The organism is Epilithonimonas sp. UC225_85 (genome assembly GCF_042695135.1).
GTDB lineage: Bacteria > Bacteroidota > Bacteroidia > Flavobacteriales > Weeksellaceae > Epilithonimonas.
Genome location: NZ_CP170547.1, coordinates 2,005,294 through 2,021,568, shown reverse-complemented (window position 1 = coordinate 2,021,568; position 16,275 = coordinate 2,005,294). Strand labels below are relative to the sequence as shown.

At 36.6% G+C, this 16,275-nt stretch carries 9 protein-coding genes; 5 read left to right on the top strand and 4 right to left on the bottom strand.

The window, feature by feature from the left end:
• Positions 1-5: 5 nt before the first annotated feature.
• Both ACFJGY_RS09290 and ACFJGY_RS09285 read right to left on the bottom strand, forming a co-directional pair.
• A complete protein-coding gene (locus ACFJGY_RS09290) occupies positions 6-1,472 on the bottom strand; it encodes an ATP-binding protein (RefSeq protein WP_379963178.1) in 1,467 nt (488 codons plus the stop codon).
• Between the two features lie 224 nt (positions 1,473-1,696).
• Positions 1,697-2,842: a 1-acyl-sn-glycerol-3-phosphate acyltransferase gene (locus ACFJGY_RS09285; protein ID WP_379963176.1), complete on the bottom strand. Its 1,146-nt coding sequence runs from the start codon at positions 2,840-2,842 to the stop codon at positions 1,697-1,699.
• A 289-nt stretch (positions 2,843-3,131) separates the two neighbouring features.
• Here ACFJGY_RS09285 and ACFJGY_RS09280 point away from each other — a divergent pair, with 289 nt between their 5' ends.
• On the top strand, positions 3,132-5,618 hold the full coding sequence (locus tag ACFJGY_RS09280; RefSeq protein ID WP_379963174.1) for a hypothetical protein: 2,487 nt from the start codon (positions 3,132-3,134) through the stop codon (positions 5,616-5,618).
• A gap of 140 nt (positions 5,619-5,758) precedes the next feature.
• On the opposite strand, the gene ACFJGY_RS09275 is transcribed toward ACFJGY_RS09280, so the two are convergent.
• The gene (locus ACFJGY_RS09275; protein ID WP_379963172.1) at positions 5,759-5,977 is read right to left on the bottom strand and encodes a hypothetical protein; all 219 of its coding nucleotides are present in this window, start codon (positions 5,975-5,977) and stop codon (positions 5,759-5,761) included.
• Positions 5,978-6,269: 292 nt separating this feature from the next.
• Here ACFJGY_RS09275 and ACFJGY_RS09270 point away from each other — a divergent pair, with 292 nt between their 5' ends.
• The 4 genes from ACFJGY_RS09270 to ACFJGY_RS09255 all read left to right on the top strand — a co-directional run bounded on the left by ACFJGY_RS09270 (position 6,270) and on the right by ACFJGY_RS09255 (position 14,876).
• On the top strand, positions 6,270-7,673 hold the full coding sequence (locus ACFJGY_RS09270) for a glycoside hydrolase family 28 protein (protein ID WP_379963170.1): 1,404 nt from the start codon (positions 6,270-6,272) through the stop codon (positions 7,671-7,673).
• 1 nt (position 7,674) lies between these two features.
• A complete protein-coding gene (locus tag ACFJGY_RS09265) occupies positions 7,675-11,235 on the top strand; it encodes a DUF4450 domain-containing protein (protein WP_379963168.1) in 3,561 nt (1,186 codons plus the stop codon).
• Positions 11,236-11,283: 48 nt separating this feature from the next.
• On the top strand, positions 11,284-13,422 hold the full coding sequence (locus ACFJGY_RS09260) for a hypothetical protein (RefSeq protein ID WP_379963166.1): 2,139 nt from the start codon (positions 11,284-11,286) through the stop codon (positions 13,420-13,422).
• A gap of 407 nt (positions 13,423-13,829) precedes the next feature.
• Positions 13,830-14,876 (top strand): GntR family transcriptional regulator, encoded by a 1,047-nt coding sequence (locus tag ACFJGY_RS09255; RefSeq protein ID WP_379963164.1) that lies wholly within the window; start codon positions 13,830-13,832, stop codon positions 14,874-14,876.
• Positions 14,877-15,122: 246 nt separating this feature from the next.
• Here the strand turns inward: ACFJGY_RS09255 and ACFJGY_RS09250 are convergent, their stop codons facing one another.
• A complete protein-coding gene (locus tag ACFJGY_RS09250; RefSeq protein WP_379963162.1) occupies positions 15,123-16,274 on the bottom strand; it encodes an alpha-hydroxy-acid oxidizing protein in 1,152 nt (383 codons plus the stop codon).
• Position 16,275: the final 1 nt, after the last annotated feature.

Genomic DNA, 16,275 nt, shown 5'->3' with positions numbered 1-16,275 from the left:
AAAAATTAATTTAATGGTAATGTGAAATAAAATGTAGAACCTTCTTCTACTATGCTCGATAGTCCAATGGTTCCATCGTGCTGTTTGATAATTTCTGAACAGATGTACAACCCGATTCCCATCCCCTGAAACTGCAGTGATGACTCTTCTACACGATAAAATTTCCGGAATACGGACTCTTGTTTGAAATCCGGAATACCAATTCCGAAATCTGTAATACTTACACGTATCTCATCTTCGTCCACAAAAGTTGTAATGATGATCTGATTGTTTTCTGGAGAATATTTGATGGCATTTGTAAGGAAATTAATCAGAACCTGCTCTATTCTGATCTCATCCAGTGGAATAAGGATGTCCGGAATAAAACCGTGGCGGGTGATCTTTACTTTGTTATCGTGCGTTTGGAGAATGGTCTCTATAGCGTTCTGAATAACTGCTTCTAAATTAGTCGGTTTTTTACTGATCTTCAGTTTTCCATTTTCTATTTTGGAAACATCCAGCAGATCTGTGATCAGTGTATTAAGTTTTTCTACCTGAGACAAAGCTTTGGTTACATAACTTGCTTCGGCATTTTCTTCATTAATCTTGAGTTTGCGCTCCAACAACTGCATATAAGCCTTGATGCTCGTCAAAGGTGTTTTCAGTTCGTGGCTGGCAATACTCAGGAACTCATCTTTTTCTTTTTCGACTTTTTTCTGATCATCAATATCTGTGAAAGTTCCAACCCAGTTTTTGATGGTTTTCCCGCTGTAGACCGGCGACATTCTCAGCAGATGATACCGGAATTCTCCTGTTTTCAAGTTTTTGATGCGGGACTCCAATTCCAGAGCTTTTCCTTTTTTCTTACTGCGATCAAATTCCTGCAAAATGCTGTGGTCATCCGGATGAGTTTCCGGAAAATCATGATTAGAAGCAGAATATTCGTACCATTTGCTGTTCACGAAATTAACGGTTCCTTTTTCGTCTAATGTAAAAGCTATCTGTGGCAGCGCTTCCAGCATCAGATGAAAATGATCGATTTCGGATTTCATCGTTACTTGCGCTTCCCGCCTTCCTTTGACCTCCAGTTCCAGACTCTGCTGGGTTTTCTTCATCGCAAGATTATTCTCCTGCATATTGTAGAAAGTCTGCACTTTGAGCAGTAGAATCTCCGGATCAATGGGTTTGGTTACATAATCCATACCTCCGGAAGCATATCCACGGGTGATGAACTGTTTTTCCGTATTAACGGCAGATAGAAATATAATGGGAATTTCTTTTGTCTTGCTATATCCGGCAAAAGTTTCTGCCACTTCGAACCCGTCCATTCCGGGCATCTGAACATCCAAAATAATCAATGCATAATTATTTTTCAATGCTTTTACCAACGCCTGTTCTCCGGATTCTGCCGTGTCAACCTGGAAATTTTTGGATTCCAGTAACTTTTTTAACGAATAAATATTGTTCTGATTATCATCAACAATTAAGATCATAATATAAATAATCTAATACCTAGTTTATAGTTGTTTTCAAAAATACTTACAAAATTCTAAATAATAAACGGTTATTTTATGTAATATTAAACAAATAAAGTTTAAGATAATCTTGTAAAATGAATGATAATTTTTCTGACTTATCAGAAATAATCATCTTATTGGGTAATTCCATTTTTACTCTGGAACAAAAACACTACCAAACCTCAACTCTGTTCATTATTTCATTTTAATAAAGCATTTTCCGAGTATTTCATTTTGTTGACGACTGGATTTGCGTACATCGCCAGAAAGCTGTTTTTTAAATCCTGGTCAGAAACATCTATCCGCATTTCCAATCTTCTTTCAAAAAGTTGTCTTTCATTTTCTGTATAATATTCAGAATACTGACCGGACTTATGAAGGAGATCGTAAGCGATAAAATTGGTCGGCCAGAGCTTGTAATTGCGAATAATGGAATCGTCAATAATCTGTGCGATTGCCTGAAGCTGCTTATTTTTGTTTTCGAAGCAAGATGCAATGTTATCGAACTCAGAATCGAGCACTTTACCAGCATGCAGATGAATATGTTTTTTCTGTCCCAATACGCCGCTCAGCATTGTGTTAAAATCTTCATTATCATCTTTAATATAAACTTCGTTTCTTGATTTGGCCATCAGCTGCGGGATCTTGAGCACATCTGTAGGATCATATTCATAAGAAATTGACAAGGGAACTATTTTCAGGCTTTTAAGAAAATCTGTTAACGGAAGATCTCCCGCTGCCATTGCCAGCATCTTCAAAACACCTTGCTGAGTTGCATCGTTACCGTCTTTTGTACGGCCTTCGCGTTGTGCAATCCATACGGAACGATTTTCCGTATGCAACAGATTCTGAATATATTCTGACATCAGTCTGGAACTGCTTAGCTGCTCACGAATCGGCAGATCTCTCTGAACCAAAAAGTTACGATTTAATTTTGCTAATATGTGCAGAAAAGATTTCTGAACCAGATTATCACCAATCGCGGAAGACGTCATTATAAGCCCACGATCCAGCAGAACCAGATTAATAAGACAAGTATCCAAAACAATATCTCTGTGGTTGGAAATAAAAAGATAAGACTGATTTTTATCCAAATCATCAAAGCCCGATGTGCTTAATCCATCTGAACTTCTTTCAAGAATCTGAAGAACAGTCTGGGATATGAATTTGCTCTGAAAATCACTGATAGAATGAACGTTCCGGAATTCCTCCAGCCAAAACTGCTCATCACGATCAGGAAAAGTAAAACGCATCAGTGCTTTCATCATTGGATGCTTTGCTACGCTCAACAGGGCATCATTCACCTCGTGATCATAAAAAGGCCTGATATCATCAAACTTCGACATACTTTCTATTTAAAAATAAGATTTTGCAAAAGAACAAAAATTAATTGAACACACCTTATGATTTGATGTACTAGAAACATAATCATTTATTTTAATTCTATTTTCGAAAAAATGCGATATATTTTTGATTTTTTTCTAAATCTGAAATACTTTGCCTGATTTTTGTCTAAGAGAATTATAATTTGTTTACATTTTAAAATTAATAATGAAAAGATATATATTTGATAATTGTACAAGTAAAACTTTCCAAAATATATTTTAATGATAGAAAACGACAATCTCGATACAAATGGCAGAAGGTAATCCGATCAAAAAAAGCAATCGCAGAAAATGGTTTCTGGGAATTGGAATTAGTCTGCTTATACTGATTGCAGCAGCTCCTTTTGCGCTGGATTTTTATCTGCAAAGAAAACTTCCCGATCTTATCAATAAAAAAACACCCTACAAAGTAGAGCTGAAAGATTTCACCCTTAGCCTGATCTCCGGTGATTTCACTGCAACTGATCTTAAAATCTCTACAAAAGACCCAAAAGATCGTAAGATCACACAGATTGAAGGAAGTGTCAAAAAAATAGAGATTCAGGATTTTTCCATCTGGAAAGCCTTATTTAAAAAGTCTTACCACGCAGACCAGCTGCTTCTGACGGATTCCAGAGTTGATGTTCGTCTTGCTCCTAAAACTGATAGTAAAAAGCCGTCTAAACAAACCGATATCCATATCAATAACATAATTGTCAGCAATGTGTTTGCAAATATTATTAATGCTGACGGAAAGCCTGTTTTTTCAGGAGAGAATATTAATATCAGGCTCAAAGACATCAAACAGAGCGAAGATGATTCCAAAATCCCGATTGCTTTTCAGGAGTTCAAGGTGGATGCAAACCGTGTAAAAATTGGAGTTAATGAGTTCTACGAAGTGGATGCCGATCAGATCCTGGCAGCCAATAAAACTTTTGAACTGAAAAAATTCCACCTAAAACCGTTACAAAAACCTGAAAAATACAATGCCAAGAATATTTTTGATTTCTATTCGGAAAATCTTCTGGCAAAGGATTTCGTCCTCAGCCAGGATTCTCTGATTGTGTCGGATATTATCTTTAAACAACCTGACCTAAAGGTCACTTCCACAGGGAAAGATATTGTGGAGAAAGATAAAAATCCGAAAAAAGTCAATATGAAAATCGGAATGAAAAATATGAGTTTCGAAAAGGGAAAAATTCTTGTTCTGCAAGCTGATCTCGACAAAACTGCTTCCATAGATCAATTTAATTTTAAACTCAGCAATATTGTATTTGATAAAAATACCGTCAAAGAAAAAATCCCGTTCCGGTTTACAAATCACGATATCGAAGCTGAGAATATTTACTTCAAAGCCAACAGGCTCCAGGCAGTCCGAATCAAAAAAATAGACTCTCACGATGCCAATATTCTCTTTGAAAAAGTGCAGGTTTCCGCTTTGGCGAAGTCTGCAGACAAAGATCTTTTTGACATCAACACAGATCAAATCAAAATCGTCAACAACCAGACAAAATATATCGGGCAAAAACTGAATATCTTGATGGACGGCATTGAAATAAAATCGCCTGATATCAGGATCATTTCTTCATCAACCAAACCAAAACCGAAACGTAAAAAATCCAGCTCTACTTTGCCAGATTTTGCAGCGAAACTTGGATTTATCAATATTTCTAATGGAAGAATCCTGCAAACCAGCCAGGAAAAACAGAAATTAATTGTTGGAAAATTCGACATCAATTTGCAGCAGTTATCATCCAATTCAACAGATTTTAGAAATCACAAACCTATAACCATTGGTAAAAGAATTATAAATGCTCAGAAAATTGATCTGGATGCCGGAAAATATTATACACTTAAAATTGCTCAGTTAAAAAATACAGGCAACAAAACTGACATTAAGGAACTAAAATATCTTCCAAAATATTCCAGAGCCGGATTCAGTAAAGTGATTGAAAAAGAAACAGATCTCTACACTATTTCTGTCCGGAATATTGCAATCACGGATCAGAATTCTGACTTATTTAAAAATCCTTTGATTGATATTAATAAGGTAGAAATCGACGGTTTGCATTGTAACATCTACCACGATCTTGCGCCGGCAGATGATCACGATCCCAGAATTCTTTTTAGTAAAAAACTTAGGAATGTAAAAATGCCTTTGTTTGTGAAAACCGTATCTATTAAAAATTCAAATCTGGTTTATGAGGAAAATGCTGAGAACAGCAACATTCCCGGGAAACTTACATTTGATAATTTCGGAATTTTAATCAATAATGTTAATAACGGAAAAATAAAAGGACGTCCGACTGTGATAACTGCCAACGCCAACTTTGCATTTTACGGAACCGCTCCCACAAATATCGTGTGGAAATTCGATGTATTGGATTTGCAGGACGCATTTACCATCAAAGGGAATATCCAAAAACTTTCTGCTGATAATGTCAACCTTTTTGTAAGACCGTATCTCAATATTACATTAGACGGCAAAATAGATTATTTGAAATTTGATTATTATGGAACCAATGCCGGAATCGCAGGCAAGTTCTATTTTAAATACAATGATATGTATGTCAATTTCCTTAATAAGAAAGGGAAAGAGAAAAAAATGCTGTCAACAGTCGCCAATTGGTTTGTTAAGGATGAGTCCAAGGGTGAACCCACTCACGTGTTTATAGAGAAAAAAAGAGATCCGGATAAAAGCTTTTTCAATATGTTGTGGCAAGGCATTATGGAAGGTCTTAAAAAATATGTGATCTAACGATTTAAGAACCGAAAATTATTCTCAAAATAGATTCTACTACAAAAAAATCACCTGTAAATCTTTATTAAAAGAAGTATAGGTGATTTTCGGTTTATTAAGTTGTGTTAAAGTAAAATTTAATTCAAATATTCAATATTTTAGTTAGAATAGACGGCTTTGTTCTGATAGATATTCATTCCTGCGATTCTGTCATTTTTCGTGTTGTAAATGATTTCTACAGAAAATAAAGAAACTTCATAAAGAAGATATTTTAATTCCTTGACAACAGTTTCGTTCATCAGATGGCCTTGATTCATTACAATATCACATTGCGCCTGATCCGATAAATTTTTAAAATCATAATAAGAAATGGTCATAGCAGTTAGTTTAAAGTTAATGTTGCTAATGACTATACAATTTCTTTACCAATATGATATTGATACAGTTATATTTCAAATATTTTTTCAGAAAAATAAATAATATAAAATCTATCCTGCAATTACAACTCTTCTAATACAGATTTGCTTAATTTTTCACCTATAAAACAGCACAATTTTGAATACCGACAGTGCAGGATAATTTTTAATTCCAATAATTTTAGATTGCGATAATTAAAGAAAATTATTTAAGATTGCAAACTGTCTTAAAACTAAACAATGCTCTACCATTATGAAAAAATACGCTATATACCTTCTTTTATTATTAATATCGATACCTTTTTCGGCTCAATACAAACCCTGGACTTCATCGAAACAGCCTTTAAAAGAAATTGAAGCTTTAAAAAAGCATATCAAAAAACCTGAATTCAGAAAAGTTGATTATTTAATCACAGATTTTGGAGCAGTTGGTGACGGAAAAACAAAAAATACGGAAGCTTTCAAAAAAGCGATTGAAAAATGTAATGCTGAGGGCGGCGGAAGAGTTGTCGTTCCGAACGGCGTTTTCTTAACGGGAGCAATTTATTTAAAATCAAACGTGAATCTTCATTTGAGCGACGGTTCTACGATTTTGTTCAGTCAGGATAGCAACGACTACCCTATCGTTTTCACCCGTTGGGAAGGAATGGAGTGTATGAATTACTCCTCTCTGATTTATGCTTACGAAGAAGAAAATATCGCAGTAACCGGAAAAGGAACTTTGGATGGGAATGCTGATAATGATAATTGGTGGTTCTGGTGTGGTGCGACAAAATATGGCTACAACGAAACCCGTCCGGGAAGACAAAATCCTGCCCGTGCAAAGCTTCACGAATATATGGCGCAGAGAAAACCTGCAAGAGAAAGAGTTTTTGGTGACGGTTGGTATTTGAGACCTAATTTCGTTCAGCCTTACAAGTCAAAAAACTTCTATATGGCGGATGTATTGGTTAAAAATTCCCCAATGTGGAACCTGAATCCTGTTTTGTGTGAAAATGTGTTGATTGAAAGAATAAAAGTTATCAGTCACGGTCCAAACAACGATGGTTTCGACCCTGAAGCCTGCAAAAATGTATGGATTAAAGATTCTTATTTCGATACTGGAGACGACTGTATTGCCATCAAATCCGGAAGAGACGAGGACGGAAGAGACATCGGAAAACCAGCTGAAAACCATATCATCGAAAACTGCGAAATGAAAGACGGTCACGGCGGTGTTGTTATCGGAAGCGAAATTGCAGGTGGAGCAAAAAACATTTATGCTATCGGAAACGTGATGGACAGCAAAAATCTTGACCGTGCTTTAAGAATTAAAACCAGCTCAAGCCGTGGCGGAATAATTGAAAACGTATTTTTCTACAATACAAAAGTGGGAGCTTACAAAGAAGCAGCCGTTCGTTTCAATATGCATTACGAAAAGCCTGGAAATCACATTCCGACCATCAGAAATATCTGGGTTGAAAATTTAACAGTGGACAAAGGCGGAAAATACGCTGTGTTCTCTGATGCTTACGAATCGTCTCCGGTCACGGATTTCACAATGATTAATGCTAAAATGGTTGGCGTGCAGATTCCTTACAAAGTAGATTATTTAAAAAACGTGACTTTAAAAAACGTAACCGTTAACGGACAGCCATTAACCGAGTTAAAACCATAAAATGCGAAGAAAAACCATTTTCGCCGGACTACTGGTTTTGTCGGCATTCTCACTTTCGTTTTCCCAGTCGAAACATTGGCAGAATAACGAGCGTGAACTGCATTACAAAGAAGACAAAGGCGATTTTTTATTGGTCAAGGGAAAGTACAGATTCAACAGAGCTTTGTACGGAGACAACCGTGCATCAAGAGTTGAAGCGGGAGATTTACCTGAATTTGCGTTGTATCTTCCTGGAATGGGCGGAAATCTTCAGTTTGTCATTCAAAAAGGAAATTCAATTAAACAATTAATAAAGGCTGATAAAATTGAAACGCGTTACCGACCGGGTTCAATGTTATATGAAATCAAAGACCCAATTCTCGGAAACGGAACTTTAAAACTGACCGTTTTGGCAGAGGCAAAAGAAGAAGGTTTGGTTTTAAAAATGGAAACTTTAGATGTAGATTCTTCAGCAAAAATATATGCGGTCTTCGGCGGTGCGAGTGGAACTACTTTCAGCAGAAACGGCGACATCGGCGCAGACCCGGAATCCGGATTTTATCTGTTGCCAGAATATTGCTTAAACAACCAATTTCAGATTACTAAAAATCAATTTCAGCTTAATTATTTAAATAAGAAAAAAGAAACTCAAACCGTAAGCGGAAGTTTTTCGAATGTCAGATCATTACAGCAAACCGATGCTACTACTTTAGAAAAATTGTCTGAGTTTACTCAAAATAAAACAGACAAATCTCCGATTGTTTATGCTTCATATTCTTCACAGAAACAACCGGTTTATATTCAGGTTGCAAAGGGAAAATCGAAGAATTTTTCGGATGAAGAGTTGAAAAACATTTTTAATGAAGCGGAAAAAACTCGTTTAGCATTAACCAATCGAATTCAGTTAAAAACTCCGGATGCAGATTTGAATAACTTCGGTGCCAATTTAGCAGTTGCGGCGGATGGAATTTGGGAAAGTCCGACTTTCCTTCACGGCGCGGTGGCGTGGAGAATGCGTTTGAATGCGTGGCGAGGCGCTTATACAGCCGATGCGTTGAGCTGGCACGAGCGGGCAAAAGAACATTTTGAAAGTTATGCCAATTCTCAAGTTCTAAAACCCGATTTTGCACCCGTGGAAATGGATACGATGCGTCATCTTGCCCGACACGAAGAGAAAATGGGAACTTCGGTTTTTTCCAGCGGATATATTTCCAGAAATCCGAATGACAATACAAAACCGCATCATTATGATATGAATCTGGTGTTTTTTGACCAGATGTTTTCGCATTTCAATTACACGGGCGACAAAGAATTTCTGAAGAAAATGTGGCCAACGATGGTTCGCCATATGGATTGGGAAAAACGGAATTTCAAACGTGGCGATTTGTACGATGCGTATGCTGCGATTTGGGCGAGTGATGCGCTTCAATATTCCGGTGGAAAAGTGACGCACACTTCGGCATATAATTATAGAGCCAACCGCGAGATGGCGAAACTGGCGAAAATCATTGGCGAAAATCCTCAACCTTACGAACAGGAAGCTGATGCAATTTTAAAAGCAATGAAGAACCAGCTTTGGATTAAAAATAAAGGTTATTTTGCTGAATATAAAGATACGTTAGGCAATCAAATCGTTCACGATAAACCAGGAATCTGGTCGATTTATCACGTTTCCGATGCTTTTATTCTGAATGAATTTGAGGATTATCAAAACTTACAATACATTAATAATTATACTCCGAAAATTCCGATTACGGTAAAAGGTGTGGACAATAAAGAATATTTTACATTAGCAACGACCAATTGGCAACCATACGATTGGTCGATTAACAATGTCGCTTTGGCGGAAAATCTTCAGACTGCTTTAGCGTATTGGCAAGCAGGAAGAACTGAAGATGCGTACCGACTTTGGAAGGGAAATCTGGTCGAGTCGATGTATTACGGCATCAGTCCTGGGAATTTTGAACAGCTTTCTCATTACGACGCATTTCGAGGAGAACTGTACCGTGATTTTGCCGACCCGATTGGTGTGGCTTCAAGAACTTTGACTGAAGGACTTTTCGGAGTTTATCCAAATTTATTGGAAAATAAAATCAGCATCAAACCTGGTTTTCCAAAAGACTGGAATTCTGCCGAATTGAAACTACCGGATTGGGAATATCAATTTACCAGAACTTCGAAAAAGACGGAATATTTATTTAAATCAAAATATCAAAATCAGGTGGCATTGGAAATGCAGATTCCGGTGAATTATTCCAATATCAGATCGGTAAAAGTAAATGGAAAAAATGTGGATTGGAAAGTTAAGCCTAATTCTATTTTACAGCCTATTATTCAGTTTGAAACTCCTAAAGGAAAAGATTTTAAGATTGAAATTAATTATTCGGACGAGGAATTGAAAAGTGAGCAAACCGATTACGTTAATTACATTTCTGAAAATCTTCAGTTGAATTTCAATTCAAAAAAGAAAATTAAAGACGTTCTTGACCCACAAGAATTGGTTAAAAATAGAAATGGAAATCAATTTAATTTAATTCAGGAAGAAAGAAAAGGAACTTTTTTCGTTCAGGTGGAACAAAACGGAACAACTTGGTGGCAACCTGTAAATGTTGATATTCGTTTTCCTTTGGGGACAAAATGGGTAAATAAAAAATTGCAAATTCAATCAAAATCATCCAGTCAAATTAATGGAAAACTTTCTGTTAATGGTTTAAACAAAACTTTTTCGATTCAAAAAAATCAAAGTGCATCAATTGAAATTCCTGTAAATTTTTTAAGCAAAGGAACCAACTCAATCGAACTTGATTACAACGGAATTAAACAAAATATTGAAGTAACAGATTGGGAAATTGAAAACCAAGGACAATTCAATACCATTTCTTTAGCTTCAAAATACAATGAAAAAGTAACCGATATTTTCAACCAGAAATACCTTTCGCCGAGATTGAAAGTCCCTACTCTACAGCTTCCGTGGCAGGGAATCGGAAACTGGTGTTACCCGTTAATCACTGCTCAAATCGATGACAGCGGATTGATGAACAAAAGAAAAAACGGCAAAGTTGATTTTCTTGGAATTCCTTTTTTGATTGATAAATCAGATAAAAATATTGCTTTTGCAAGTCAGTGGGACAATTATCCTGATTCAATCGAAATTCCATTGAACGGAAAAGGAAAAAAAATCTACTTTCTAATGGCTGGTTCTACGAATCCGATGCAGTCGCAGATTGTAAATGGAAAAATTACGGTTCAATATGTGGATGGTTCAACTTCAGAATTAGAGTTGAAAAATCCGACAAATTGGTGGCCGATTGAGCAGGATTTGTTTGATGATAATTTTGCGTTTGAAATTCCGGATGATAAAATTCCGTATCGGGTAAAACTGAAAACGGGAGAATTGTACAAAGGCGGAACATTGAGCAAATATTCAAGCATCAAAGGATTTACAGACCGCCAGGTCGACGGAGGTGCTGCAACGATTCTCGATTTGCCGATTGACGCAAATAAAGAATTAAAATCGATAAAACTAACAGCCGTAAGCAATGATGTAGTGATTGGAATGATGAGTGCAACGGTTTTGAAATAAAATAATTAAGTAAATAAAAAATTCGAATTCCGTCTTAAATAATGAATTATGAATAAAAAAACAGCAATATATCTAGGGATTTTCCTAATGGGATTTTCTTCAATGAATGCCCAGAAAATCGACAGAAAGAAGGTCGTTCAGCGACATAATGTGGTCAACACCAAAGCTGATACACTATCAACATTGACGGTTGGAAACGGAAAATTTGCCTACACCGTTGATATTACAGGAATGCAGTCGTTCCCCGAATATTATAAAAACGGAGTTTCTCTCGGAACTCAGTCTGAATGGGGTTGGGACAGTTTCCCGAACACTCAAAACTATAAGTTTGAGGAAACGTTGAAAGCTTATGATTTCAATAACGACGGTCGTAAAGCGCTTTACAGTACGCAATTAAAATCTCCCGAACGAAACAAAGAAGCCGTTGAATATTTCCGTGTCAATCAACACCGTTTGCAATTGGGAAATATCGGGATTGAACTCACGAAAAAAGATGGTCAGAAAGCAAAAATTTCAGATTTAACCAACATCAATCAGAAAATTGATTTGTGGACGGGAATTATTACCAGCGAATTTTCACTGGAAGGAACTCCGGTCAAAGTCTGGACGGCTTCTTTACAAAATTCAGATAAAATTGGGGTGAAAATTGAATCTGATCTGATTTCAAAAAACAAGCTGAAAGTTTTCGCACGCTACCCTTCTCCGACCGGACAGTTTTTGGATGACGCTGCTTTTTACGGAAACGAAAATGACCACACAACAAAAATCGTTTCGTCACAATCAACACAAGGTTTAATTCAGCATAAGCTACAGAGCACTGATTACTATACTCAATTCAATTTTACGGAAGGAAAACTTCGTGAAGCAGGAAAACATTATTTCGTTTACGAACCTTCTGCTAAAAATAAAACAATAGAACTGAGTGTTGAGTTTTCAGCAAAAAGTCCGAAATCGAACAGAACTTTATTTGCGGATGCTGAAAAAGAAAGTACTTCAGGCTGGAAAAACTTTTGGGAAAGCGGTGCTGCCGTTGATTTTGAAGGAAGTACAGACCCGAGAGCCAATGAGCTTGAAAGAAGAGTTGTCTTATCTGAATATTTGACCAAAGTGCAGTGCGGTGGAAATAATCCTCCTCAGGAAACTGGCTTGACCTTCAATAGCTGGTATGGAAAACCGCACACAGAAATGCATTGGTGGCACGGCGTTCATTACGCTTTGTGGGGAAGACCGGAAATTTTGGAAAAACAACTGGATTATTATTTCAGAACTTTTGATAAGGCAAAAAAATTAGCAGAAAGACAAGGTTATAAAGGTGTCCGTTGGATTAAAATGTCTGATAATGACGGGAACGAAAGTCCGTCTTCTGTCGCAGCATTTTTGATATGGGAACAGCCGCACATCATTTATATGACCGAACTTTTGTATCGCAACAGCAAGGACAAAAAAGTATTGGAAAAATACAAAGATTTGATTTTTGCGACTGCTGATTTTATGGCTGATTTTGCGACTTATGACAAGGAAAAAAATCGCTACAACTTAGGAAAAGGTGTTATTCCGGCGCAGGAAGTTTTCCCTGCGAAAGACACTTACAACCCGACTTACGAAGTGGCGTATTGGGATTGGTCGTTGAAAATCGCTCAAGAATGGAAAGAAAGATTGGGACAACCGAGAGATAAAAAATGGGATGATGTAATTTCTAAATTAGCTCCGCTTCCGGTTCAGGATGGCATTTATTTATCGACAGAATCGGCGAAAGATTCTTTCACATTTCCAAAATGGATGACCGATCATCCTGCAGTTTTAGGCGCATTAGGAATGGTTCCTGAGTCTCCGAAATTGGATAAAAAAATTATGAAAAACACCCTTGACATCGTTTGGGAGAGATGGAGCTGGGAAAATACCTGGGGCTGGGATTTCCCGATGACAGCGATGAATGCAGCAAGGCTTGGTCTTCCAAACAAAGCTCTGGATGCTCTTTTTATGAATATTCAGACGAATACTTATCTGAAAAATGGGCATAATTTCCAAGACAAACGACTTAGAATTTATCTTCCGGGAAATGGCGGAACTTTGGCTGCTGTTGCTATGATGCTGGAAGGTTGGGACAGTTCGACAGGGCAATTTCCGGGTTTCCCGAAAGACGGAACTTGGAAAATAAAAGCAGAAGGCTTCAAAAAAATGCCTTAAAAAAGATTCATATTTTAGTTAGTGGGTCTGTCAGAAATGGCAGGCTTTTTTTGTTTAAAATTTTTCAGGACTAAATTAATAAACAACATAGCGTAGATTCTGCTGAGATCAAATGGTCTTTATCTTAATAAATCATCAGCTGCTTTGCAAACAGGAGAATTTTGTAAAAATTATCTGAAAGTTGACGTTTATTCAAATTATATTATTAATAAATAAATACAGATTAATTCATTTATTAATGAAAAATATTCTATCTAAAACAAAATAATATCTGCTATTTAATTAATTATAGAGATTATTAGATTTAACATTCAGATCAACATAAATTTTGTATCTTTTGTCAACTAATAATCAATTCATAAAATTATTATTTTTAAATCCGGGAAGAATATCTTCTACTTGAAATCATGGCAGAAACATTCGAAATCAATATTAATGAAAACTCCAGAGTTCCGAAATACAAACAGATTGTGGATTCTATCCTGAACGGAATTGACGGCGGAGAAATTAAAATTGGAGAAAAAATACCTTCCATTAATGAACTCAGTGAATCCTGCTTTCTCTCGAGAGACACTGTTGAAAAAGCTTACAAAGAACTTCGCAAAAGACAGATCATCGAATCTGTAAAAGGGAAAGGCTACTACATTTCCCGCATCAATAAGAATGATGTCATTAATATTTTCTTTCTGATCAATAAACCGAGCACTTATAAAATGATGATCTACGATTATTTTGTGAATGCCATCGGGTCTAAAGGAAATGTCGAAATGTACATTTATCACTGCGACGAGACACTTTTCATTAATGCTTTGAAACGAAATATCGGCGGATTTGATTATTATGTTGTGATGCCGCATTTCCGTGATGATCAGTCCAAACACACAAGTTCTACGCAGGAAGTGATTGATATGATCGAGAAAATTCCTAAGAATAAACTGGTAATGCTGGACAACACAAAACCTAATATCTCCGGAGAATACGGTTCTGTTTTTCAGGATTTTGCACTTGATATTTACAATGCCCTGAAAGAAGGTTTAGAAAAAATCAAAAAATACGAAAAGATCATTTTAGTTTATCCTGATAAGTCTATCAATCCTTACCCTTTTAGAATTGTACGTGGATTTGAGAAATTTTGTAAAGAATTTAAATTTGATTATGAAATTCTGGACGCCATCTATCCCGATATGGAATTGCAGGACAAAGATATTTTCGTGACAATCCAAGAACGTGATCTGGTGAATCTGGTAAAGCAAATCAGGCAGAAAAATCTGAAACTTGGTGAAGATATAGGAATCATTTCTTACAACGAAACACCTTTGAAAGAATTACTCGGGATCACTGTAATTACGACGGATTTCAAAGCTATGGCAGAGTCTGCGGCTTATATGGTTCTTAAAAATAAAAAAGAACAGGTGAATAATGTTTTTAAATTTATTGAGAGAGATTCGCTGTAATTATTTCAGATTGTGTCGCTCCTACGGAGCTCAGCTTTGTGACTTGTATTGATTGCTACAAACATATCGCTCCTCTGGAGCTAATTATTTAAAAACTTCTATTCTACAAACGTCACCTCTTAACGGAGGTTTGTTTATAAAACTGTTCTTCTACAAATATAAATGCAAGAGTTTGGCTAAAGCCATAATGAAAATTTCATCTTTTGAAAACGGGCTAAAGCCCGCTCCTATTGAAATTTAAAGTAATTATTTTACCCTGAAATTCTGCAGATCTGTCGTTTCATTACAACAAAGCTGCTCCATTACTTGTCTGAACTGCATTTTTAGCATTTCAATAATATGATCGCCGCCTTTTTCGCCTAAAGCGCCGACGGCATACATAAAAGTTCTTCCCATAAATGTAAATTCAGCGCCACAGCTTAATGCACGGGCAACATCCGGACCGGTTCTTACGCCACTGTCCATCATTATTTTGATTTGATCTTTATACTTTTCACTGATTTCTTTAACTACTGAAATCGTTGATTCTCCGGCATCCAATTGCCTTCCACCGTGATTTGAAATAATCATTCCGTCAAATCCTAATCTTACGGATTCTCCAGCATCTTCATCCGAGGCAACACCTTTGATGACCAATTTTCCTTTCCATTTGTCACGGATTGCTTTGATTCTGTCTGAGTTCAATCTTCCGGAAAATGTAGAATTCATGAACTGTCCGAGCTGTTTTACGCCCATATTTTTGTCCATATATTTATCCATCGTAGCAAAGCTTGGAACGCCGTGTTTCAGCATTTCCAGACACCATTGCGGTTTTACCATTGCCTGAGAAACGGTTCTCAAATTTAATTGAGGCGGCATTGCAAGACCATTTCTGATTTCTTTTGCTCTATAACCAAAAGTCGGAACATCAGCTAAAACTACCAAAACGTCGTAGCCAGAAGCTTCACAACGTTCGAGAATATCATCACGCAGCCATTCTTCTCTTGGATGATAAAGTTGATACCAGGCTTTTCCTTCCGTCAATTCAGCAATTCTTTCAATACTGCTTGTTGTAACGGTACTTAAAATAAAAGGAATATTATGTTTGAAAGCCGCTTTTGCTAAAATTTCCGGTGCATTCGGCCACATTAAACCTTGTAAACCAACCGGCGAAATCCCGAATGGTGCAGAATATTTAACACCAAACAATTCAGTTTCCATATTGGCTTCACGGTAATTATTCTGAAGATACTGAGGACGAAGCAAAACTTCTCTTAACTCAGTCGTATTTCTGTCTCGGTTGATATTTTCGTTACAACCGCCATCGAGATATTCGAAAGCGAAACGGGGCATTCTTTTCTTTGCTTTTTCGATCAGAAGTTCTAGCGAAGCATAATTGGTATCAAATGGAAATGCCATG

Bases quoted from the DNA above. Each gene is read 5' to 3' on its own strand.
- ACFJGY_RS09265 (WP_379963168.1), top strand. From the start codon at position 7,675: ATGCGAAGAAAAACCATTTTCGCCGGACTACTGGTTTTGTCGGCATTC.
- ACFJGY_RS09260 (WP_379963166.1), top strand. From the start codon at position 11,284: ATGAATAAAAAAACAGCAATATATCTAGGGATTTTCCTAATGGGATTT.
- ACFJGY_RS09290 (WP_379963178.1), bottom strand. From the start codon at position 1,472: ATGATCTTAATTGTTGATGATAATCAGAACAATATTTATTCGTTAAAA.
- ACFJGY_RS09275 (WP_379963172.1), bottom strand. From the start codon at position 5,977: ATGACCATTTCTTATTATGATTTTAAAAATTTATCGGATCAGGCGCAA.
- ACFJGY_RS09255 (WP_379963164.1), top strand. From the start codon at position 13,830: ATGGCAGAAACATTCGAAATCAATATTAATGAAAACTCCAGAGTTCCG.
- ACFJGY_RS09270 (WP_379963170.1), top strand. From the start codon at position 6,270: ATGAAAAAATACGCTATATACCTTCTTTTATTATTAATATCGATACCT.
- ACFJGY_RS09285 (WP_379963176.1), bottom strand. From the start codon at position 2,842: ATGTCGAAGTTTGATGATATCAGGCCTTTTTATGATCACGAGGTGAAT.
- ACFJGY_RS09250 (WP_379963162.1), bottom strand. From the start codon at position 16,274: ATGGCATTTCCATTTGATACCAATTATGCTTCGCTAGAACTTCTGATC.
- ACFJGY_RS09280 (WP_379963174.1), top strand. From the start codon at position 3,132: ATGGCAGAAGGTAATCCGATCAAAAAAAGCAATCGCAGAAAATGGTTT.